The 22,266-nt window shown below is 26.4% G+C and carries 27 protein-coding genes; 2 read left to right on the top strand and 25 right to left on the bottom strand.

The window, feature by feature from the left end:
- Positions 1-68 precede the first annotated feature (68 nt).
- The 4 genes from SFBM_RS01830 to SFBM_RS07885 all read right to left on the bottom strand — a co-directional run bounded on the left by SFBM_RS01830 (position 69) and on the right by SFBM_RS07885 (position 3,580).
- Complete coding sequence (locus tag SFBM_RS01830) at positions 69-1,466, bottom strand: aminopeptidase (protein ID WP_005807041.1); 1,398 nt, start codon at positions 1,464-1,466, stop codon at positions 69-71.
- 31 nt (positions 1,467-1,497) lie between these two features.
- Positions 1,498-2,427, bottom strand: coding sequence for a magnesium transporter CorA family protein (locus SFBM_RS01825; RefSeq protein WP_005807042.1), 930 nt, complete (start codon positions 2,425-2,427; stop codon positions 1,498-1,500).
- A gap of 76 nt (positions 2,428-2,503) precedes the next feature.
- A complete protein-coding gene (gene hprK, locus SFBM_RS01820) occupies positions 2,504-3,409 on the bottom strand; it encodes an HPr(Ser) kinase/phosphatase (protein ID WP_005807044.1) in 906 nt (301 codons plus the stop codon).
- On the bottom strand, positions 3,410-3,580 hold the full coding sequence (locus SFBM_RS07885) for a DUF896 domain-containing protein (protein ID WP_005807045.1): 171 nt from the start codon (positions 3,578-3,580) through the stop codon (positions 3,410-3,412).
- A gap of 237 nt (positions 3,581-3,817) precedes the next feature.
- Between SFBM_RS07885 and SFBM_RS01815 the strand changes: the two genes are divergently transcribed.
- The gene (locus SFBM_RS01815; protein WP_014017842.1) at positions 3,818-4,087 is read left to right on the top strand and encodes an autorepressor SdpR family transcription factor; all 270 of its coding nucleotides are present in this window, start codon (positions 3,818-3,820) and stop codon (positions 4,085-4,087) included.
- On the top strand, positions 4,084-4,734 hold the full coding sequence (locus SFBM_RS01810) for an SdpI family protein (protein ID WP_014017841.1): 651 nt from the start codon (positions 4,084-4,086) through the stop codon (positions 4,732-4,734). Before SFBM_RS01815 ends, SFBM_RS01810 begins: the two co-directional genes overlap by 4 nt.
- Positions 4,735-4,940: 206 nt before the next feature.
- On the opposite strand, the gene SFBM_RS01805 is transcribed toward SFBM_RS01810, so the two are convergent.
- From SFBM_RS01805 to SFBM_RS01705, 21 genes are all read right to left on the bottom strand, one after another.
- Positions 4,941-5,201, bottom strand: a complete 261-nt coding sequence (locus SFBM_RS01805) for a DUF1292 domain-containing protein (RefSeq protein WP_005807050.1) — start codon at positions 5,199-5,201, stop codon at positions 4,941-4,943.
- Positions 5,202-5,218: 17 nt separating this feature from the next.
- Positions 5,219-5,599 carry a PH domain-containing protein gene (locus tag SFBM_RS01800; RefSeq protein WP_005807052.1) on the bottom strand — a complete coding sequence of 127 codons (381 nt, stop codon included), beginning with the start codon at positions 5,597-5,599 and terminating at the stop codon, positions 5,219-5,221.
- 60 nt (positions 5,600-5,659) lie between these two features.
- Positions 5,660-6,055, bottom strand: a complete 396-nt coding sequence (locus SFBM_RS01795; protein WP_005807053.1) for a hypothetical protein — start codon at positions 6,053-6,055, stop codon at positions 5,660-5,662.
- Between the two features lie 97 nt (positions 6,056-6,152).
- Positions 6,153-7,541: a hypothetical protein gene (locus tag SFBM_RS01790; RefSeq protein ID WP_014017840.1), complete on the bottom strand. Its 1,389-nt coding sequence runs from the start codon at positions 7,539-7,541 to the stop codon at positions 6,153-6,155.
- An 83-nt stretch (positions 7,542-7,624) separates the two neighbouring features.
- Positions 7,625-8,500 carry a DNA-3-methyladenine glycosylase family protein gene (locus tag SFBM_RS01785; RefSeq protein WP_005807056.1) on the bottom strand — a complete coding sequence of 292 codons (876 nt, stop codon included), beginning with the start codon at positions 8,498-8,500 and terminating at the stop codon, positions 7,625-7,627.
- Between the two features lie 9 nt (positions 8,501-8,509).
- A complete protein-coding gene (locus tag SFBM_RS01780; RefSeq protein ID WP_005807058.1) occupies positions 8,510-9,133 on the bottom strand; it encodes a redox-sensing transcriptional repressor Rex in 624 nt (207 codons plus the stop codon).
- A 103-nt stretch (positions 9,134-9,236) separates the two neighbouring features.
- A complete protein-coding gene (locus tag SFBM_RS01775) occupies positions 9,237-9,731 on the bottom strand; it encodes a hypothetical protein (protein WP_005807059.1) in 495 nt (164 codons plus the stop codon).
- Positions 9,724-10,275 carry a hypothetical protein gene (locus SFBM_RS01770; RefSeq protein WP_005807060.1) on the bottom strand — a complete coding sequence of 184 codons (552 nt, stop codon included), beginning with the start codon at positions 10,273-10,275 and terminating at the stop codon, positions 9,724-9,726. Before SFBM_RS01770 ends, SFBM_RS01775 begins: the two co-directional genes overlap by 8 nt.
- Positions 10,276-10,351: 76 nt before the next feature.
- Positions 10,352-11,020, bottom strand: coding sequence for a ribulose-phosphate 3-epimerase (gene rpe / locus SFBM_RS01765; protein ID WP_005807061.1), 669 nt, complete (start codon positions 11,018-11,020; stop codon positions 10,352-10,354).
- 33 nt (positions 11,021-11,053) lie between these two features.
- The gene (locus SFBM_RS01760; protein ID WP_007442545.1) at positions 11,054-11,707 is read right to left on the bottom strand and encodes a hypothetical protein; all 654 of its coding nucleotides are present in this window, start codon (positions 11,705-11,707) and stop codon (positions 11,054-11,056) included.
- Between the two features lie 27 nt (positions 11,708-11,734).
- Positions 11,735-12,811, bottom strand: a complete 1,077-nt coding sequence (locus tag SFBM_RS01755) for a mannose-1-phosphate guanylyltransferase (RefSeq protein ID WP_005807065.1) — start codon at positions 12,809-12,811, stop codon at positions 11,735-11,737.
- A gap of 113 nt (positions 12,812-12,924) precedes the next feature.
- Positions 12,925-13,461 carry a signal peptidase I gene (gene lepB / locus SFBM_RS01750; RefSeq protein WP_005807067.1) on the bottom strand — a complete coding sequence of 179 codons (537 nt, stop codon included), beginning with the start codon at positions 13,459-13,461 and terminating at the stop codon, positions 12,925-12,927.
- 93 nt (positions 13,462-13,554) lie between these two features.
- Positions 13,555-14,187, bottom strand: coding sequence for a V-type ATP synthase subunit D (locus SFBM_RS01745; protein WP_005807069.1), 633 nt, complete (start codon positions 14,185-14,187; stop codon positions 13,555-13,557).
- Positions 14,188-14,199: 12 nt separating this feature from the next.
- Positions 14,200-15,579, bottom strand: a complete 1,380-nt coding sequence (locus tag SFBM_RS01740; RefSeq protein WP_005807071.1) for a V-type ATP synthase subunit B — start codon at positions 15,577-15,579, stop codon at positions 14,200-14,202.
- On the bottom strand, positions 15,572-17,350 hold the full coding sequence (locus SFBM_RS01735) for a V-type ATP synthase subunit A (RefSeq protein WP_005807073.1): 1,779 nt from the start codon (positions 17,348-17,350) through the stop codon (positions 15,572-15,574). Before SFBM_RS01735 ends, SFBM_RS01740 begins: the two co-directional genes overlap by 8 nt.
- A gap of 16 nt (positions 17,351-17,366) precedes the next feature.
- Positions 17,367-17,681, bottom strand: a complete 315-nt coding sequence (locus SFBM_RS01730) for a V-type ATP synthase subunit F (RefSeq protein ID WP_005807075.1) — start codon at positions 17,679-17,681, stop codon at positions 17,367-17,369.
- Positions 17,674-18,675, bottom strand: coding sequence for a V-type ATP synthase subunit C (locus SFBM_RS01725; RefSeq protein ID WP_005807077.1), 1,002 nt, complete (start codon positions 18,673-18,675; stop codon positions 17,674-17,676). The genes SFBM_RS01730 and SFBM_RS01725 overlap by 8 nt, the downstream gene beginning before the upstream one ends.
- A gap of 11 nt (positions 18,676-18,686) precedes the next feature.
- Positions 18,687-19,265 (bottom strand): V-type ATP synthase subunit E, encoded by a 579-nt coding sequence (locus SFBM_RS01720; RefSeq protein WP_005807079.1) that lies wholly within the window; start codon positions 19,263-19,265, stop codon positions 18,687-18,689.
- 19 nt (positions 19,266-19,284) lie between these two features.
- Entirely contained in the window at positions 19,285-19,773 is a 489-nt protein-coding gene (locus tag SFBM_RS01715) for a V-type ATP synthase subunit K (protein WP_005807081.1), read from the bottom strand.
- Between the two features lie 30 nt (positions 19,774-19,803).
- Positions 19,804-21,786, bottom strand: a complete 1,983-nt coding sequence (locus SFBM_RS01710) for a V-type ATP synthase subunit I (RefSeq protein ID WP_005807082.1) — start codon at positions 21,784-21,786, stop codon at positions 19,804-19,806.
- Complete coding sequence (locus SFBM_RS01705; protein ID WP_005807084.1) at positions 21,777-22,091, bottom strand: hypothetical protein; 315 nt, start codon at positions 22,089-22,091, stop codon at positions 21,777-21,779. Before SFBM_RS01705 ends, SFBM_RS01710 begins: the two co-directional genes overlap by 10 nt.
- Positions 22,092-22,266 lie beyond the last annotated feature (175 nt).

Below are 22,266 nucleotides of genomic sequence, written 5' to 3'. Positions count from 1 at the left end.
TAATTATTACAATTTAGTAATATAAATACAAAATAGAGGGTACCCCTAAAGCGTACCCTCTTAAAAAATTAAACTAAATATTTATAAAATGTACCATATGCCTTGTATGTTTCATAAATATCTGCCTTTGATGAAACCTCAAAAGGAGCATGCATATTTTGCAATGGAACTCCAATATCAACAACTTCCATACCATACCTAGACAAAAAATATGCTATTGTTCCTCCTCCTCCTTGATCAACCTTACCAAGTTCTCCAACTTGGTAACAAATACCTTCTCTATTAAATATATCTCTCAATTTTGCCAAAAACTCAGGATTTGCATCATTGCATCCGCTTTTCCCTCTTGAACCTGTATACTTGGATATCGTAACACCTTTACCAAAAAATGCCGTGCTTTGCTTAGGAGTCTCATTTGGAAAATTCGGATCATATGCACAGGTTACATCAGCTGATAACATATATGATCTATCTAAGGATCTCTTCAAAACTATCTCTGAATAATTATCTCTACAAGAATTTAAAAGTTCAGCCGAAAAATTTTCAAATAATTTTGATTCCATCCCAGTTGCCCCAGTGCTCCCAATCTCCTCTTTATCAACCAACATACAAATACTTGTTCTCTTAGGTATACCATCCATTTTAAGCATGGACATAAATGAAGTAAATGCACAAACTCTATCATCTTGACCATATCCAATTATCATACTTCTATCTAATCCATAATCCTTAGCTGGGCCAGCTGGCACAACCTCAAGTTCTGCAGAAATTAAATCCTCCTCACATATTCCATATTTTTCACTTAATATTGATAATATTAATTTCTTAACTTTATCTTTTTTACCATCTAATGACCTAGATCCTACAAGCAAATTCAACTGTTCTCCCTCAATAACATCAACACCTTTTTTCATAGCTTGATCTTTCCACAAGTGAGGAAGTAAATCTGAAAATCCTAAATATGGATCATTATCATCATCACCTATATTTATAACAACCTTATCTCCATTACTTTTTATTACTACCCCCTTTAAACACATAGGACGTGCAACCCAATGATATTTCTTTATACCACCATAATAGTGAGTATCAAAATAGCATAATCCATCAGATTCATATACAGGAGATTGCTTTATATCAATTCTAGGAGCATCAATATGTGAACCTATTATATTAAATCCATTTTCTAAACTTTCATCACCAATTACCGCTAAAATTAGAGTTTTATCCATTTTAGAATAATAAACTCTATCTCCCTTATTAAGTTTTTCCCTATTTTTTATTACTTCTCTTAAATCTTTAAAATTATGCTTAACAGCTTCATTAATAAAATAATTAACACATTCTCTTTCAGTTTTATTCTTACTTAAAAAATCCTTATATTTACTACATAGATCCTCAAGTTCCAATAAATTTTCTTCACTATAATTTTCCCATGCGATCTTTGATAATGTTTTATCGCCCATAAATAACACTCCTCCATTTTTTTAAAATTTTTTATAACCAATCTTTCCTCTTAAATAAAATTATAAGCAAACATACAATTACAATCATAACAACAACAACTATATGTATAGAATAGCACGAATGCCTAAGTGGCATAATCTCAAAACTCATACCAAAAAAACTCGTCAATAAATCAAGAGGAAGAAAAATAGATGCAACGAGTGTAAAAACCTTCATAAGCTGATTGGTCTTATTTGAAAGTTCAGATTCATATGCTTCTCTAACAAGAGATAATTGCTGATTTAAACTTTCAATTGCTCCCATTAACTTTTGGAATTTTTCATTTATCCTCTCAAACAAAACAATATCACAATTATCTATAATGCCATTCTCATTTAATATTAAAGAGTCACCAATATATCTAAGAGGATACAAATATTTCTTGACTCTATATACCTGACCTCTGAGACGAATTAATTCTTCAAAATTTTTCTGAGAATCTTCTTTTAATATACTTATTTCAATTTTATCACACTCTGAACTTATAGAGCTTATTGTAGAATAATTTTTAAGTATTACCCTATCTATAATCATATATAAAAGTGTTGATATTTTAGGATTATTCTTAACAACAAAGCAATTTTTATTTTCCTTTAAATCTAGGATTAATTTATCTATAACATCTAAGTTATTCTTATATACGGTTATCAAATAATTTTTTCCAAAAAATATATTAAGATTTTTAAAACTTAACATATCATTGTTAAATTCTAACACATCTAAAGCCATAAATGTATATTCATTGTAAAAATTAATTTGGGAAAAACTTCTAAGTGAATTTAAATCAAATATACATTCTCTATCAATTTCAAAAGGTATTGAAGAAATTTCATCTTCACTCAAAATAAACCAATATAAATATTTATTAAGATCATAATTTTCTTCCTCTTCAAAAAGCTTAGAAATGTTATATATGGTCAAAGCAAATCACCAACTTAACTAATTTATATAAATTAGTATCTCTTATTATAATAAATTAAATGCGTTATTAATTACCTTAATAGATTTCTTTCATCCTCTCACCTATCACATCTATTGCAGGTAATCTACCAGTTAACTTATATCTATAACTTGCAGCTGCAGCTTCAACGAGAACGGACACATTTCTTCCAGGACGTATTGGTATACGTACAAGTTTTACCTTAACTCCTAAAATATCTTTATACAAATCATCAATCCCAAGCCTATCATAAGAATCATCATCTTTCCAATGCTCAAGTTGTATTATTAAATCTAACTTCTTACTTTCAAGAACAGAAGATAAGCCATATAAAGCTGTAATATCTATTATACCAACTCCACGAACCTCAAGCATACCAAAAGTTATACTCGGACAATATCCTATTATCTCCCTATCAATCTCCCGAAAATCGACAGCATCGTCAGAAATCATCCTATGTCCTCTTTTTATAAGTTCAAGAGCAGTCTCACTCTTACCAATCCCACTATCTCCTGTAATTAAAATACCAAATCCATATATATCAACTAAAACACCATGGACACGAGTCTCTGCTGCAAGTTTCTCATCTAAATATCTTTTAAGTCTGCTTATGATTCCAGTGGTATCCTCATTAGTTCTTAAAATAGTCCTCCCATATATGCGCGCATACTTTTCTAATGATTCAAAAATTTCGAGTCCACGTGTCACTATTATACATGGAGTAGATTTTTCTAAATATTCTTTAAATTTTTCATCCCTACTTTCTTCATCTAAAGAATTCATATAAGACCACTCAGTCATTCCAATTAATTGAATTCGATCATTCGAAAAATATGAATAATACCCCGTAAGTTGAAGTCCAGGTCTATTTAATTGTGTTGTTTTAACTTTTATAGAAAAATCCCCTCCAACAATAACTTCAAATTTAAAGGTTTTTATTAAATCACTAATGCTTACACACATTTATTTATCATCCTTTTTCTTATAATTTTTGAGCTGATTCTCAAAATTTCCCCTAATTATTTTTACATATTCCCTTCTTAATTTCTCTTGTTCAAGCTTTTCATCATCACTTAATCCAAATTTTTTAGATTTATTATACAGATAATTTATTCTATCTATCATTTGTTTCATAATCCAAATAATTCCCTTCCAAAAAATTCAATTCATAAACTTTATTTAAGTATATATAATTTAGCTTTTTTCTTCAATTACACTCTAAATTATTTAAATTAATTTAAATATCATAATCATATCTAAAATAATAAAGTCTGAGATCTATTTTTATAACTATCTAAATAGATATTGACTAAATATCGAATATAAATATATAATCTATTTATATAAATTTCTAAATAGTTGGAGGAACTTATGGGTTTAAAAGAAACATTTAAGGCTCTATCCGACCCTATTAGACGGGAAATACTAACTTTACTTAAAAAAGATAAATTATCTGTGGGAGAAATAATTGAGAATTTTAATTTGACTGGAGCAACTATATCTTATCATCTATCAATACTAAAAAAATCAGGACTTATATTTGAATCCAAATATAAAAATTTTATATATTATGAGATTAATACTTCAATATTTGAAGAAGTAATATTATGGTTCTCAGAATTTGGAGGTAAAAAAAAATGAATAAAAAAATAATAAACAATCCCCTAATACTATCTTTAGCATTATGTTTATTACCTACAATATTGTGTTCATTTATATACAATAAACTTCCAGACAAAATTCCAACTCATTTTGATATAAATGGAAATATAGATTCCTATGGAAGCAAACTTTTTATATGTATAATTCTTCCATTAATTCTCTGTATTTTTAATATAATAACGCATCTCATTATTAACAATGATCCAAACAAAAAAAATCATAACAAATCCTTAAAAATACTAATTTATTTTTTAGCTCCACTAATGTCAGTAATATTTATCCCTACAACTATATTAATCAGCCTTGGAATTAATATAAATATGTCAGTAATTGCACCAGTTTTTATGTCAATTATATTCATATTCATAGGTAATTATCTACCAAAATGTAGACAAAATTATACAATAGGAATACGATTACCTTGGACATTAAATAATAAAGAAAATTGGAAAAAAACACATAGATTAGCTGGTTTACTATTTGTTATATCTGGAATATTAAATATACTTATAACCATTATATTCCCTAATCTGTCGTTTTACACCCTAACAATTTCATTAATAGTATCAGCTATAATACCGGCTATATATTCATTCTTAATGTATAAAAAATATAAAAACACCTAGTAAACTAGGTGTTTTTATATATCCACAGAGACGCTGGCTAATAAACTTAAGACCTGTTCTCCAACAGGTGGGCAATCCTCATAATATCTATCTGCCTACTTCGCTTTAAAAAACTGGAAGCTTGACATCAATATTAGTATTAGAAATCCCAATTAAGAAATGTAGGTTAAGTATAAAAACCTGACGTTAACTGCAGAAATTTAATATTATCCATATATGATCTTCTTATATTCCTTTTTTACACGACTAAATTCTTCCTCATTATCAAGAAAATTATACTCCACACCTTGATCTGAAAAATCTTCACGTACAACATAAGAATCCTCATTATTTTGAGAATCATCTCCAAGTATTAAATACTTATTCCCATCCAGAAATATTTCTGTGATAATTTCAAAGGTTATTTTATTACCATCTTCATCCATAAAATCCATATAAAATCTATCATCTTTACTATAATAACTCATATTCTTATCCTTTAAAACTATTTTTTACAAACTTTCTCTCCTAAAAACTGTTGAAGTTCCAATATATTTTTATCTCCAGAAAACTTACTCTCTATAGGTGAATCTACTCCACTAATCCAAATCTTAAATTCAGAATCTAAATCAAACACTCCTTTAGTTTCAATAGAAAATCTTACTACACTTCTATAAGGTATAGATTCTATGCTCTCCTTTTTTCCACTAACTCCCTGTTTATCTGTAAACATTATTCTATAATTAGTAAATAAAATAAAATCTCTTACATATGAAAATGCAAATACTACTTCTTCACCCTCAAATAATATATCTGATACCTTTTCTTGCAATTTATTGGGATCAGAATTAGAAGCATTTCCCATTAACGTACTAAAAACTCCCATTTTTTTATCCCCCTACAGCACAAAAAACTTGTCTAAAAACACTTAGACAAGTAAATTATATCAATTATTCACCCCATCTTCTAGTAAAAATTTACATATATTAATCCCAATTTTCTGATTAATTAAACTATTTAAAAGTTCTTCAGCATTTATATTCAAATTTATACTTAATAGAAAATCCTTAAACTCTTTAAAATTAGGAGTCTTATCTACCAAAATTCCTTTTAACCTACCATCATCGTTAAATTCTATAGTATTATCATCTAACACTCCAAACCGTCTATAATTCATAATTGTTAAAGCTTTAGTAATTAATACAACATCAGTACAAGTCAAATTATTATTTATGACAAACATAAAAAAATCAAAATTAATATTAATATGCTTACTTATACCCTCTACAAGGATATAAAGAAAATCAAGCTTATTTTCTAAAACATCCATACCCAATTTCATAAAAATACCTCTTACAAAACATTAAATTACATATATATATTTTGTGTTCATAAATTTAATTTTATGTAAAAAAATTAAGGCCCTTAAGGAGCCTTAACTAAATTTGGGAAATCATTGATTTATAATTTAAAATATTATTTTCTAAAATAGATATATCTTTATCTATAGAATCAGTTAAATAATATTTATTATTATTCATACTTTTTGAAATTTCTAATTTCTTATCTTTAAGTTTACTAATTTTCTCAATACTATCATTAATACTATTATTTAGTAAATTTTTTAGTACATCTTTTTGTTCAGTAGTAAATTTATACTCTTCACCAATTACATTATCAACCAACATTTTAAAATCAGAATCTAAATTTAGTTTAAATAAAAAACCATCCTCATTGCCTAAAACATATCCAAAATATGTTGGCTTTTTACCAACTTCAAAATCATTTATTACATATTTGGGATCACTATTATGCTTTATTATACTATCTATTCTTGAATTAATCTCATCAGTCAATTCCTCTACTTTATTATTAATAAAGTCCACACTTGCTTTCGAACTCTTAATTGCATCTATCTCTAAATTCAATAAGACAATCTCTTGAGCTAAAGAATAAGCTTTAGCACTCTCAATTTGTCTATTCAACTCATTTATCATATTTTCTTGATCAATAACATCTATCTTGGATTTCCTAATCTTGTCTATTTCTTCATTAATATTCCTTATCTTTAAATTTTCATATTCTAATCCTTTTTTAATAACTTGATTTAAATCCAAATCTGTAATATCATTACTATCTGAACTAAAACTACCATCTAAATTTACATTCACAATAAAAACATTTTTATACTCACTATCAACATAAACCATATTAATTAGTTGTTCATTTCTAAATTTATTTTCTTTAAATAAATTTTCAGTAAAGGTTTGTTTATATTCTGATGATTTGAAATTAACTACAGAATAATTTATCCAACTAATTAAATTATCTATATATAATTGTATTTCTTCTACTTTTTTGTCTATATAATCTTGCCCAATATCACTTATTTTTAAATTATCCTGCTCTGCTTTTAAACTATTAATTTTATTTTGTACAATAACTATCTCCTCTCTCAGAAAAGTAACAGGATTAAGATCTAATGTAACTGGAAGATTCTCATATTTTTTAGGATCTTTATTATAATCATCTAACAAATCCATAATTTCTTTTTGATATTCTTTTATTTTATCATCAGATAAACTGCCTCCATTTATTGCATCAAACTTCTTAGCAATAATCTGTAAAACTGCACTATCTACGTTAGATAAATCATAATTATTTCCTAATATATCTATTCTACTATATCCTTTAAATTCTTCATATATATTATTTGTTAATTCACTTGATACAACTCCTTTACTTTCAACAGCATTAACATTAACATTCAGACCTAACATAAATAAAGAACTAGCTAATCCTAAAGAAAATATTTTATTTTTATTCATTTTTATATACCTCTTAGTTTAATAATCTCAATAATAAAGACAATTTTTATCATTTAAAAAGTTTTGAATTTTAAAAATATTATTCAAACTTTTATATTATTCTCCCTTACATAATAAAATAAATACTGCTGAGCAAGTCCACTAGAGTCTTTAAATAATTCTCTTCCAAAATCGCGTATGCCTTTTAATGAAGTATCTGGAGCAACATAAAATTTCATCATAGCTCTTTTCACCCAAACATCAACTGGAAATGCCGAATATTTTTTCATAGAAAATAACATTATACAATCAGATACTTTTGATCCAACACCACTAAATTTTTGTAATTCTTTATGGCACATATCATCATTTAAATTCATAATATACTCAATATCATTATCTTCATTAAGTAATTTTACAGTATTATATAAATATTTATCTCTAAATCCAACAGAACATTCTCTAAATTTTTCTTGGCTAAGATTAGCCAAATTTTCTAAACTTGGAAATTTATAATATATTCTTCCTTTATAGGAAATAGGATCACCATATTTCTCACTTATACTTAGTATAGCTTTTTTTATCATAGGTATCCTATTATTGGATGAAATTATAAAAGATAAAATCATTTCAAATGGATCTTGATTTAATATCCTGAGACCATGTCCAAAATTAATAGCAATATCTAGATATTTATCATGTTTTAGCTCTCCCTTTAACTTACAATAATCTCTCTCAAAATCAAAATAATTTATCCAAATATTTTCAAAATCATCTACATTTGAATTATGTATAAGCAAATCCCCACTATCCATTTCTAATTCTATAACTCTTCCCTTGGCAACAATAATATATGTACCTATATTAGTCCGTTCCCATCGAAAACACTGTCCATTTTCAAATATATGTTTTAATACAAAATTGTTTGTTTTTTTTACAATTATCTTATTATCCAAATATCTATAATTTTTAAAATCCATTACTTATCTTTAAACTCCATTATTTATAAAATATGTTAATGTAAATAAACTATCATTTAAGTTGACATTTTCAACAAATGTTTTTTCAGTAGATACTAAATCTACTGTTGCAAAATTCCAAATTCCAATTACCCTATCTTTTAATACTGTATATATAGATTCAGCTTGAAATTCAGGAACACACAATATCGCTAAATCAATTTTATTATTTTTTATGTAATCATTTAATAATTCAATATCCAATACCTCTATACCTCTAAAAGATAACCCAATAATCTTAGGATTTATATCAAATATAGCTTCTATATTAAAACCCATAGTAAAAAACTTTGAATAATTCATAATAGCTTGTCCTATATTTCCAGCACCTATAACAATACAGTTATATTTTTTGCTTAAACCTAATATTTCCTTAATTTTTAAGTATAGTTCCTTAACTTTATATCCATATCCATGTTGTCCAAAATCTCCAAAACAATTAAAGTCTTGTCTAACCTGAGATGCTGTCGAACCTAATTTTATTGCAAGTTCCCTAGATGATACTCTCTCAATCTCTCGTATCAAAAAACCTTCTAAAACTCTTAAATATTTAGGCAACCTTTTTATTACTACTTTAGATATCTTACTAGACATTGTTACATATCCCCTTTAATTAATAAATATACATTTCTAAATTCTACTATTGACAATATGATTAACTAATTCTACACTATTTTAAAGCAAAATAAAATAAATACTACATCTTATAAATATAAAACTTATTAACTAACTGACTATAATCTAGTTTCAAATCATCTCCATGAATGAATTTAAATTTATAACTATATGTTCTATCTAAAAAACTTCTTATATCATCATTTATAATTCCTGTTGTAAAAATAAATATATTTTTGCATCCCTTACTTTCACAAATTCCAATTATATTTCTAACATCGTATAAACTCAGTACATTACAAGTACTATTATCATAATATAAAAACCATTCACAAAAATCATCATATAAATATATACTATCATTCTTAATCTTAAATCTATAGTTGTATGCTCGCATTAAAAATTCTAAAGCAAAGTCAGATAATTCCATATTATCAAACTCTAAAACCTTATCTAATACAGATATTCTATTATTTAATATTTTAAATATATTAAATAAATTATCAAATATATTAATTAAAATTGGTAAAATAATCAATACACATATAAATATCATAAATCCATAAAAATTAAGCATATAATAGCTCCTTGTTATACTCTTCATTACGTTTACGAGCAAATTTAATTATATCATACCCACTTACTATATCTATTTTATACTTATTAGAATTTAAATTTATATCGTTTATAAATTTACTTGCATCTTCAATTAAATCTGAATTAACAAATATTATACCTCTATTTACATTATCTTTAATCATATAATTTAATAAATCCAATACTTCATAATACGTAACTAAATCAAATTTTTTATTTTCTAATCTATCCTTTAATATGCAGGAGCAATATACCATTTTGCCATTTTGATTAAATTTTATGTCTACAACTTCCCTTCCACTAATATCTTCAATAACAATATCACTTATATCTTTCATTTTAGATATTATATACTTACACAATAATAAATAATAATCTACTCCATAATCTATTAAATCAATTCTATTAATTATTGATCTTGTTTTAAAATTATTTTTAAACTTAGTTTCAATACGTATTCTTATAAAAATCAAAAATTTATTAATACATAAAAATATCATTATAACAAAAAAATATTTAATCATCTATGTATCCTCCTCCAATTCTAGTATGAATTATTTCATTTTTTTTACTTTATATACAAAAACAAGATAAGTCAATCTACATAAATCGACTTATCTTATTTTTTAATCCATTTATATTATTGTAAATAGAATCCCCACTAAAAATATAAGAACCTACAACTATATCCCTAACTCCCAAATCGTATATTGTATCTATATTATACAAATTTATTCCTCCATCTACTTGTATAATTTTACTATTAATATTATATCTATTCATTATACTACTTAACAATCTTATCTTTTTTAACATATGCTCTATAAATTTTTGTCCACCAAATCCGGGATTAACCGTCATTATTAATATCTTATCAATTATATCTAATAAATCTATGATATTATATATAGAAGTTCCTGGATTTAATGCTATGCCGCAGTCAACATTACACTTCTTTACTTCTTGTACAAGTTTATAAATATGATTGCTTGATTCTACATGCAATGTTATACATCCTACGGATATATCTATTAATTTATCTATTATAGTTTCAGGGTTCTGAACCATAAGATGACAATCTAAATAAAAATCAGTAGATTCCTTTAATTGTTTTATCTGATCAACCCCGAAAGTTATATTAGGTACAAAATGTCCATCCATAACATCAACATGTATCTTATTTATACCACTTTCTTTTAATTGATATAAATCCCTTTCTAAATTGATAAAATTCGCTGATAAAATTGATGGATTTATTATGTTTTCCATTACTATCCTCCTAATGATTTCTAAAATAAATTTTTAAATCTGCTTAGAATTAAAAATCTTATCTATAATATCTATTTTAATATTTCGTTCAAATTTACCACTCTTAAGCTCATATTCATAAAAGTTTTTCCAATAATTAAACGATTCATTATCTATATCTTTATCAAAAATTAATCTATATACTAAATTAATAAATCTATCTAACTCTAATGTATCAATATTACTCAATACATCATATATAAAATCATTTATTTTACTATTATCATTCTGTATTTTAAAATACCAATCATTAAACTCCTCTTCACTAATATCTTCTTTAAAAGCTAATTTATAATTTTTACATATATATTCTGATAATTTATCAGAATTACTCAAAGTAAAAGTTTCTAATAAATATAACTTACTACCATCTATATACTCCAAACTAAGAATCATATTATCATATATCTTACCTACTACAAGACCACTTATTTGAACATATTGATCATTTATAATAACATCAATTATTGGATTATCTAAAATTAGACCTCTGTATAGATTATCAGTATAAACATTAACACATGCAAAATATCTAGAATTAATTTTCACTTCATTTATGCTTAAACTCTCTAATTTGCCAATATCTATTATCGTCTTTTCTTTAGTATCACTAAATGCTGTTTTAAATACTGACTTTTCTTTTTTCAAGATTATATACCTCTTAATAAACATTCATTATATAAATTTATCAAAATTATCATTATCACTTAAAATATTAGAAATATATTTCATCTCTTGTTCTCTATTCTTATCTAAAATTAGAGTAACATTATCAGAATTAACAACAATAAGATCCTTAACACCAAAAGTAATTGTTAAATTATCATTACCGAAAATTATACAATTTTTACTTTTTTCGCATAAAACATTTCCCATAACAAAATTAGTATCATACAAATACAAAAATTTCTTAAGGGATGTAAAACTACCTATGTCATCCCACTCAAATAATCCTTCAATGACATATGCCCTCCTAGTTTTTTGCATGACGCCAAAATCTATAGAAATAGCATCTAACTCAGAATAAATACTATTTACAAAAAAATCTTGATTTTTATCATCAATAGTCTTATATATTTTAATCATAGAATTATATATATTAGGTAAATATTTTTTCACCTCTCCTAAATATATATCTGCCCTAAAACAAAAAATACCACTATTCCACAAATAATTGCCAGCTGATATAAAATCCTTTGCCATTTCAAAATTGGGTTTTTCTATAAAATTAGCTACTCTATATATATCTAAATTACAATTATAATTCAATTTTTCTCCAATTTTTATATACCCATATCCCATATTAGGCATAGTAGGCTTAATTCCTATAGTAACTATATATCTCTTTCTATTTGATATATTAATAGCACAATCTATAACCTCATAAAAATTATCACATTCTTTTATATAATGATCCGATGGAAATATTAAGATATTAGCATCTTTATCTTTTTTTAGTAATTTAACTGATGCTAGAGCAATACATACAGCAGTTTCTTTATCATAAGGTTCAATAATTATATTAGATTTATCTATAAAATTCATAGATTCTAAAACAACATTATCTACAAATTCCTTATTTGTAACAATATATATCCTATCACTGCTAATTATTTTAGAAACCCGAGAAATAGTATTATATAATAGACTTTTACCCTCTATCATATCTAAAAACTGTTTTGGTTTTTTCCTTCTGGAAAGTGGGTATAACCTTAGACCTCTCCCACCTGCCAATATCAAAGCATAAGTCATAATATCAACCCTAAAATTTTTATTATCTTATATATATATTATGAACAATTTACATATATAGTTAAGTAAAAAATAAACTATATTATATTTTAAATTATTAATACACAATTAATCTATATAAACAAATACTTAAATCTTTCAATAGGATAAAATAATATAACTGCACGTCCCAATATCGAATTACTACATACAAATTTATTATTCCAAAATCTAGAATCAAATGAATTATCAAAATTATCTCCTATTACAAAATATGATTCATCTGGTACAACAAATTGATTATGTATAAGACAATTTCTATTAATAAAATAATTAGATTCAGCAACCTTCTCTCCATTAACCATAAGGTTTAAATTTTCATCTAAATCTATAATATCTCCAGGGACAGCTATAACTCTTTTAATAAGATTCTTATCCAATTCTTCTGAATAAAATACAATTATATCATTCCTCTTAATATTTCTATAATTTCTATAAATTATTAACCTATCACCACTCTTCACTGTTGGATACATAGAATTGGAAGTTACAGTTACAAAAAATACACTTTTTACTAAATTATTGGCAAGATAAACAGGTATTATAATTATAAAAATAATCCATAGTAAAATATAAATCAATCTATTATTAAACTTTAATCTATTAATCATTCTTACCTTTTATACATATCATTATTATAGTTTGTACATCATTAAATTCCAATGACATTAAGAGACCACTAAATATAAAGTAGTCTCTTAACCTTATCTATCATTAATTATATCCTTAACCTTCATTAATCTTGTTAATGCTCCCCTTTCATTCTCATCTAATTTCATTCTAATATACTTTATTGTTTCTTTCAAATCTGGTATAGTTCTATATTCCAAAGCATTTACCCTACGTCTAGTTTTCTCTATTTCATCTGCCATAAGTTGAGATGATTTTTCAACTTCTGCTAATTCAAGTAACTCTGAAAATATAGATCTTAAATTTATAATTGCACTATCAAGTTCGGAATTGGTATTAAAAAATCCATATTGAATGCGATCTGAATAATTTGGAACATCATCAAATTTTAAAACTGGAACATTAACGCTCATTATATTTTTAGTGCCAATATCTAATCTAACTTTATTAGATGAATATATCATAGCTTCATCTAAAAATTCGTTCCCTAAAATTCCTCGTGATATTACAAAATCTTTAAAAGAATCAGATAATTTATTCTCAACTTTCTTTCTAAGGTCATTATTATACTTTATGAGTATTATAAATCTCCTTATTAATTCATCTTGCTTATCTTTTAAAAGTTTATATCCTCTAGTAGCTACAGACAGTCTCTTCTTTAATTTTGTTAACTCCATTCTTGTTGGATTAACATTCAATTTATTCATAACAAATCATCCTTAAGTTTGATCTATTTTAAAGTATTTATCTAAATACTCATCTCTAATTCTCTTAAGCTCTGACCTTGGAATAATTCCTAATAATTCCCATCCCAATTTCAAAGTTTCATCTATAGATCTATTTGTATCAAATCCTTGATTCAAATATCTACCTTCAAATGCTTCCGCAAACTTGGCATACTTCAAATCAATTTCCGATAACGCTGATTCCCCAAGAATAGAAGATAATTCTTTAGCCTGCTTACCTTGAGAATACGCAGAAAATAATTGATTCATAGTATCTGCATGATCCTCTCTTGTCTTACCTTTACCAATTCCTTTATCCTTAAGTCTGGACAAAGACGGTAATACATCTATAGGAGGAAATATACCTTTTTTATATAACTCTTTAGATAAAATTATTTGACCTTCAGTTATATAACCAGTTAAATCTGGAATTGGATGCGTCTTATCCTCCTCAGGCATAGTTAAAATAGGTATCTGAGTTATTGATCCTGATTTTCCTTTCAATCTTCCAGCTCTCTCATATAAATTGGATAAATCAGTATACAAATATCCAGGATATCCTCTTCTTCCAGGCACTTCCTTTCTAGCTGCTGATACTTCCCTAAGAGCCTCTGCATAATTAGTCATATCTGTCATTATAACAAGTACATGCATCCCTTTATCATAGGCTAGATATTCAGCACATGTTAATGCCATTTTAGGTGTAGCTATTCTCTCTATAGCAGGGTCATTAGCAAGATTCATAAATAATACAGACTTATCTATAGCTCCGGTTTCTGTAAAATCATCTATGAAGAATTGTGCTTCCTCAAATGTTATACCCATAGCTGCAAAAACAATGGCAAACTTAGAATCTGAATTTAAAACTCTTGCTTGCCTAGCAATTTGTGCAGCTAACTGAGAATGTGGTAATCCTGAAGCAGAGAATACTGGTAATTTCTGTCCTCTAACTAAAGTATTTAAATGATCTATTGCTGATATACCGGTCTGTATAAATTCTGATGGGTAATCTCTTGCAACAGGATTAATCGCTATCCCATTTATATCTCTTTTAAACTCAGGAATTATATCTGGTCCATTATCCTTAGGTTTACCCATACCATCAAAAACTCTACCTAACATATCCTCAGATACACCTAATTGTAGAGGTCTTGCTAGAAATTTACATTTAGTCATAAACGGAGATATTCCACTAGAACCTTCAAAAATCTGAACCATAGCTTTTGAACCATTAACTTCTAATACTTTACCTCTTCTCTTCTCACCATTACCAAGTTCTATATCCACTAGTTCATCATATTTTACTCCAAACACTTCATCAACCATCATAAGCGGTCCAACAACCTCTCTAATAGTGCTATATTCCTTAATCACCGATTACTCCCTCCTTCTCAATCAAATTTTTTATGTCCATTTCTAAATCTTCTACTACATCATCGATTTTATTTATATCTTTTTCAGGCACATACTTTAATCTTGCTATTTTATCTCTTATAGGTAATTCTAGTATTTTTTCTAAATATACTCCTGATTCTAAAGCACATTCTGCTTGAGATTTAAATTTTAATATTGCTGATAACATCTTATATTGCTTTTCAATTGATGAAAAAGTATCCACTTCATGAAATCCATTTTGTTGCAAATAATCTTCCCTAATCGACTTAGCAGATTCTAATTTTAATCTATCTTTATCTGACAATGCATCAACCCCAACTAATCTAACTATTTCTTCTAATTGAGACTCTTCTTGTAATAATTCCATGGCCTCAGATCTCATTAAATTCCAGTTACTATAAATATTATTTTTCTCAATTGATTTCCCTACACTATCCGCATATAAAGAATACGAATTTAACCAATTAATAGCTGGAAAATGCCTCTTATATGCTAATTGAGCATCTAGTCCCCAAAAAACCTTAACTATCCTTAAAGTCGCTTGCGTTACTGGCTCAGACAAATCTCCACCTGGCGGAGATACAGCTCCAATAGCAGTAATAGCACCAATTCTCTCATCATTTCCAAAACATACTACTTTTCCAGCTCTTTCATAAAATTCAGCTAATCTAGATCCCAGATAAGCAGGATATCCTTCATCTCCCGGCATTTCTTCTAATCTTCCTGACATTTCTCTTAAGGCTTCGGCCCACCTAGATGTTGAATCTGCCATAATCGAAACAGAATATCCCATATCTCTAAAATATTCTGCTATTGTTATACCAGTATATATACATGCTTCCCTAGCAGCAACTGGCATATTAGATGTATTGGCAATTAAAACAGTACGTTTCATTATACTTTGATTAGTCTTAGGATCTATAAGTTCAGGAAATTCCATTAGAACATCTGTCATTTCATTTCCTCTCTCACCACATCCTACATATACAACTATATCCGAATCTCCCCACTTAGCAATTTGATGTTGAACGACAGTTTTCCCAGCACCAAAAGGTCCAGGAACTGATGCACTACCACCCTTGCTAACAGGAAAAAAAGTATCTATTACTCTTTGACCAGTTATCAGGGGTTCTTCTGGCTTCAATTTTTTAACATAAGGCCTACCTCTTCTCACAGGCCATTTTTGTAACATGCTTATTTCTTTATCGCCATTATCTGTACTTATTACACATATAATTTCTGTAATATTAAATTCCCCTGTCTTTATTTCCTTAACTATACCTGTCGTATTATAAGGTACCATTATTTTATGTAAAATCAATGGTGTTTCTTGTACAGTACCTATTACATCTCCAGTAGAAACCTTATCTCCTACATTAACACTCTGCTTAAAATCCCATACTTTTTCTCTATTTAGAGAAAATAATTCTACACCTCTCTCTAAAAAACTTGAATTAGATACTTTCATATACTCCTCTAATGGTCTTTGTATACCATCAAACATTGACTCTATTAATCCAGGTCCTAACTCAACACTAAGTGGCTCTCCTGTAGATATTACTTCATCTCCAGGACCTATACCAGATGTTTCTTCATATACCTGTATAGACGCTTGATTATATCTAATCTCTATTACTTCACCTATTAATTTTCTCTTACCAACTTTTACAACATCATAAATTTTGATATTACCTAAACCTTCAGCAATAACTAATGGTCCAGCAACCTTAATAATTTTACCATTATCCAAACCTTATATCTCCTTTCTATAAAATATTTATACCAATAGCTTTCTCAACGTTATCATTTAATCTAGAAATACCAATTCCTAAACTTCCTTGACTACCTGGTATTAGAACTATAACCGGAAGATAATGTTTCTGGTATCTATCTATTACATCCAATACACCTCTAGCTATATTTTCAGTAATAAATATAACTCCATAATTCATAGATATTAATTTTTTTATGATCTGAATACATCCATCTGTATCTCTTTCATTACAAAAAAAAGTCTCAACACCCAAAGCCTTAAAAGAAAATACAGAATCTTTATCACCTATAATCCCAATACTATACATAATTTACTACTAACCTCCCCCTTATAACTTCTGAAGGAATGTTATTAATTTTACTCATTATAATAAGTCTAAGATTCCTTACTTCCATCTCCTTAGCATTGATATATCCTACAATAGGAGATAGTCCAGATGTAAATATCTTACCTTTTTTTAGGAAATTCATTAAATAATTATCTAGTTCTATATCTAACAAACTAACCTCATTGTTATCAATAAATTTCTCAATTCCACTTTTGATATATTTGTATATATAAATACTCGAAAATTTTATCAATAAATTATCATTAATTTCTATAAATAGAGATTTTATTCTTTCCAAATCTATATTTCCTGAAACACAAATTACTCTATCTAATATTTTTTTATCTAATCCAAGTTTTTTAATCCTAAATAACGCTTTAACATTAAATATATCAATTAACTTATCTATATAACTAATTATAAAACTATCTCCAATTTCACGCGATTTTTTTTTCAAATCTTCAAACATAAATTTATCCAACATAATATCTATCTCACTAAGATCTTTATTATCATTAAAATTATTCATTAATAATTTGATAATACTACTAATTCTTTCCTCTAAATATTTATAATTTTCATTATATACAGCTTCATATATACCTAAATTATTAATAACATTAAACTCGAACGTTAAATTAGATGAATCAATATCTAATAACTTACTTTTTAACATTATTTTTAAATTGTTATATAAATATTTTAATGTGAAAATATTTATTAAATTATTATTTTTAAGTACACTATTCATATCAGTAAATAAACTATCTAATTCAGTAGTAAGTACCTTTTCATAATTAAAAGGAGTAATATCTCCATCTACATTTCTACTATAAGTAGTTTCTGATAAAAATCTTAATAATTCATCTATATTATTAGATGATAACATCCTATCCATTATTGAATTATCTATTAAATTTTTTTCATAAACTCTGATCTTAGGTATAACATCTAAATACGAGTATTTATCCATAATATACCTCCTCAATCAAATAAAATTTTAGATACTTCAAATTCAATTTCTTCTCTAATAAATTCCATTATAATTTCAAAAGAATAATTTATAAGAGCACCATCTTTTTCTAGAATAAAACCACCTTTCAAAATATCAGATGGTTTTATTTTTGTTATTGTAAACTTATAACTACTAAAGTTTATTAAATCTTCAAAATCATAACTACTATAATTTTTAGGAATTATTAGTACATATTCACCCTCTAAATCTAAATTATTTAATGTATAACTTATATAATTTTTTAATTCGATTTTATCTAACTTTATCAATCTTTCTAAAGATTCCATAAATAAATCATCTAAAATTTGCTTCTTAAAATTTAATCTACTTTTTCTAATATTAGATTCAGATTTAAAAATTATTTTATTTTTTAATTGTTCCCCATCACTATGAGCCTTAAAAATTATCTGTTCCCTAATCTTATTTGCCTCAATGATCTTATTATCTATTATTTTATTTGCTTCATCATTAGCCCTATTTACTATTTCATTTTTTTTAATTTCAGCATCATCTATAATTCTGTTAATTAAATTTTTATAATTTGACATGCTTTAAATCACTCCAAATCTATTTAAAAAATAAAACCATAAATAATGAAGCAACAAAACCTAAAACAGCATAAGTTTCAACTAATGTAGCATATATTACACCCTTAGTTGTATGCTTTGGATTTTTAGCTAATATCTGTACTGCAGCTGCACAAACCTTCCCTTGTGCTATTCCAGAAAATAACCCTGTTAATCCCATAGGTAATCCAGCCATAAAAAACTGAAATCCTTGCGCAACCTGTGGAAATTGAGCATTAAAAACACCTGAATTAAGAAAAATTAATAATGCGATAACAAATCCAAATAAGCCTTGTGTTCCTGGTAATGCCGTTAATAATATCGTTTGGCCAAACTTCTCTGGTTCTTCAGATAATAATCCGGCTGAAGCTTGACCTGCAATAGATACTCCCTTAGCTGACCCAGTCCCTGATAACCCAACACATAAAGCTGCTCCTAACAAAGCTAATATTAAACCACCATATTGTACTAAAAAATCTGAAAATGTCATATTATTTTTCCTCCTATTTTAAAACAATTATTATTTTTTAATTCTTATATACTCATCTGTATACTTAAATGGCATAAACTTTCTTCCGCCACCTGAATAAAATTTCCCAAAAAATTCTAGGTATTGCAATCTAGACGAATGTACATAAGTACCTAACGCATTTATACCCAAATTAAATAAATGTAACGGTATTAACATAAGTGGAGTTATTATTATATTAAATGGAAACGGAATCAAGCCACCCATTATATTAAAAGCATTTGCAATAAATCCAGAAGCTAATCCTAATGCTAATAACCTGGAATATGAAATTATATCTCCTAGATATGAGCTTATTCCATAAACTCCATAAACTCCTCCACCTATCTTCCCTACCAAACTTTCCGCATCTCTTCCTTGGGTAAATAACAAAATTAATATCCCTAAACCAATAATAATACCTGGTATTTGAGGTGCAATAAACGTTATAACATTTTGTAATGCAATTATCAAAACACCTACTAAAATCATTAACCATGGTAAAACATCATATAAAATATCTATAATTTTCCCATTTTTAAAATAAACTATAGCCTTCATAATTAAACCTAAAACTAAATGTACAAACCCAAATGCAATAGCAATCAAAAATATTGTCATTATATCGTTATTTACATCAAGCACTACTGGTACATTTATTCCAAAATATCTTTCTAATAGATCACCAAAATATGCTCCATACAATACACCCCATATAGTAGTAGATATACCAGAAAATATAAATAATCTATAACTATTTTTCTTCTCTCTAGTTTTAGACTTTATATATAAAAATATTGATATCAACACCATTAAAATTCCATATCCTGCATCTGCAAGCATCATGCCAAAAAACACTATAAAAAACACAGATATTACAGGAGAAGGATCGATTTCACTATATATGGGATAGCTATACATCTCTACAACTCCTTCAAAAGGTGCTGCTACATAACCATTACTTAACTTTACTGGTACATCCAATATATCTTCATCATTTATATCCTCAATATGCAAATAAAAATCAAGTTCCTTAATATCTAATAAACATTTCTCTAAATTTACCACATTATCACTTTCTACATACCCTTGTGAAATTATAACAGAATCACTTCTCACAAATTTTTGTAACAAATGTGCTTTTTCCTTATTTGAATTAAAATATTCATAAGCATATTGCAAATCTAGATAATTACTTGAATACTTCTCTATACTTTTTTTCAATCTATCTTTCTCTATTGATATATTTTTCTTACTCTCTTCAAGGTTACGTAAACATTCATTAATACTAGTATTATAATGAAATGTCTGAAAGTTAAATCCTCTATTCTTTAAAAATTCCAATACTTCATCCTTAAAATCATTGTGAATTACAATCAAAAAATATGAATCCTTTTGGGTAGAATGAACTAAGTCAATAAATGAATATTTAAAATCTTGTTCAAATTTATTTATTATTTCATTTTCGAATTGTTTAGAAATATTACCTAAAAAACATGTAGAATATTTTAAATTATTATAATCTTTAATATTGCCCCTTATATTTCTCCAATATTTAATTGTATCTATTTCGGACATGCACTTTAAATACTCAGAATCTAGTTCGACTATTCTACTATTTATTTCCTGTAAATTATTGTACACTCTTTCCCAATTATTATTTTCCATATGTTCTACAAGTTTGGGATATTCTATCTCTAATTTATCATCTGTTAATACCTTTAACATAGATTTTTTATTCGCATAAGGTTTTAAAACATCTAAGCAATACTTCAATTTATTCAAGTTTTGCTCAAAAGCTATATTCTGATTATCCAACTCTAAATGTCTTAATTTACCTAATATATCTGATAATTTCTTATCTTCTTTACCATCAATACATTTATCAAAATTATTAAATTCCAATCCTCCAAATGCTTGTAATTCATTTAAAATTCTTTCTTTATCACTCTCTAAGAAATATAAAGAAAATTTCTTCATTTTAACTATTGCCATAAATTAATAATCTCCTGCATTATCTTATTTATAGCTAATTCTCTTTTATCATTAGAAATACTGGATACTTCAAATGTATGATGCTTACTATCTAAATTTGTAACTGCATTTTTCCCTTGATTTTCATAATCTTGTAATATTTTTTTATACTCTATATTAGCTAAATCAATTATAGTATTATACTCATTGTTAGCTCTAATCAAAGCATCGTTAAGTATTTTCTTACTATCATCTCTAGATTTATCTAAAATCAAAGTTGCCTGTTCCTCAGCACGCTGTATTTCCTGTATAACATTAATATCCATAAAATTATCACCCCAATTTTATAAATTAATATCGTGATAGAAATAAAAATATACAATAATTTAAGCTAATATTCCTAATTTTTTATATTCATTTTCATATATTTTTACCCAAAAATTAAATAAATAATCTAGTAAATTTAAGTAACTAAATACTATAATACAACACTCAAAATAA

This window comes from Candidatus Arthromitus sp. SFB-mouse-Japan (genome assembly GCF_000270205.1).
GTDB lineage: Bacteria > Bacillota > Clostridia > Clostridiales > Clostridiaceae > Dwaynesavagella.
The sequence above is the reverse complement of the archived record's forward strand: the minus strand, read 5'-3'. Positions and strand labels throughout refer to the sequence as shown.

What these genes read in the sequence shown, in the direction of transcription:
- SFBM_RS01830 (WP_005807041.1), bottom strand. Translation starts at nt 1,466, where the DNA reads ATGGGCGATAAAACATTATCAAAGATCGCATGGGAAAATTATAGTGAA.
- hprK (WP_005807044.1), bottom strand. Translation starts at nt 3,409, where the DNA reads ATGTGTGTAAGCATTAGTGATTTAATAAAAACCTTTAAATTTGAAGTT.
- SFBM_RS07885 (WP_005807045.1), bottom strand. Translation starts at nt 3,580, where the DNA reads ATGAAACAAATGATAGATAGAATAAATTATCTGTATAATAAATCTAAA.
- SFBM_RS01815 (WP_014017842.1), top strand. Translation starts at nt 3,818, where the DNA reads ATGGGTTTAAAAGAAACATTTAAGGCTCTATCCGACCCTATTAGACGG.
- SFBM_RS01810 (WP_014017841.1), top strand. Translation starts at nt 4,084, where the DNA reads ATGAATAAAAAAATAATAAACAATCCCCTAATACTATCTTTAGCATTA.
- SFBM_RS01805 (WP_005807050.1), bottom strand. Translation starts at nt 5,201, where the DNA reads ATGAGTTATTATAGTAAAGATGATAGATTTTATATGGATTTTATGGAT.
- SFBM_RS01800 (WP_005807052.1), bottom strand. Translation starts at nt 5,599, where the DNA reads ATGGGAGTTTTTAGTACGTTAATGGGAAATGCTTCTAATTCTGATCCC.
- SFBM_RS01795 (WP_005807053.1), bottom strand. Translation starts at nt 6,055, where the DNA reads ATGAAATTGGGTATGGATGTTTTAGAAAATAAGCTTGATTTTCTTTAT.
- SFBM_RS01790 (WP_014017840.1), bottom strand. Translation starts at nt 7,541, where the DNA reads ATGAATAAAAATAAAATATTTTCTTTAGGATTAGCTAGTTCTTTATTT.
- SFBM_RS01785 (WP_005807056.1), bottom strand. Translation starts at nt 8,500, where the DNA reads ATGGATTTTAAAAATTATAGATATTTGGATAATAAGATAATTGTAAAA.
- SFBM_RS01780 (WP_005807058.1), bottom strand. Translation starts at nt 9,133, where the DNA reads ATGTCTAGTAAGATATCTAAAGTAGTAATAAAAAGGTTGCCTAAATAT.
- SFBM_RS01775 (WP_005807059.1), bottom strand. Translation starts at nt 9,731, where the DNA reads ATGCTTAATTTTTATGGATTTATGATATTTATATGTGTATTGATTATT.
- SFBM_RS01770 (WP_005807060.1), bottom strand. Translation starts at nt 10,275, where the DNA reads ATGATTAAATATTTTTTTGTTATAATGATATTTTTATGTATTAATAAA.
- rpe (WP_005807061.1), bottom strand. Translation starts at nt 11,020, where the DNA reads ATGGAAAACATAATAAATCCATCAATTTTATCAGCGAATTTTATCAAT.
- SFBM_RS01755 (WP_005807065.1), bottom strand. Translation starts at nt 12,811, where the DNA reads ATGACTTATGCTTTGATATTGGCAGGTGGGAGAGGTCTAAGGTTATAC.
- lepB (WP_005807067.1), bottom strand. Translation starts at nt 13,461, where the DNA reads ATGATTAATAGATTAAAGTTTAATAATAGATTGATTTATATTTTACTA.
- SFBM_RS01745 (WP_005807069.1), bottom strand. Translation starts at nt 14,187, where the DNA reads ATGAATAAATTGAATGTTAATCCAACAAGAATGGAGTTAACAAAATTA.
- SFBM_RS01730 (WP_005807075.1), bottom strand. Translation starts at nt 17,681, where the DNA reads ATGTATAGTATTGGGATTATAGGTGATAAAGATTCTGTATTTTCTTTT.
- SFBM_RS01725 (WP_005807077.1), bottom strand. Translation starts at nt 18,675, where the DNA reads ATGGATAAATACTCGTATTTAGATGTTATACCTAAGATCAGAGTTTAT.
- SFBM_RS01720 (WP_005807079.1), bottom strand. Translation starts at nt 19,265, where the DNA reads ATGTCAAATTATAAAAATTTAATTAACAGAATTATAGATGATGCTGAA.
- SFBM_RS01715 (WP_005807081.1), bottom strand. Translation starts at nt 19,773, where the DNA reads ATGACATTTTCAGATTTTTTAGTACAATATGGTGGTTTAATATTAGCT.
- SFBM_RS01710 (WP_005807082.1), bottom strand. Translation starts at nt 21,786, where the DNA reads ATGGCAATAGTTAAAATGAAGAAATTTTCTTTATATTTCTTAGAGAGT.
- SFBM_RS01705 (WP_005807084.1), bottom strand. Translation starts at nt 22,091, where the DNA reads ATGGATATTAATGTTATACAGGAAATACAGCGTGCTGAGGAACAGGCA.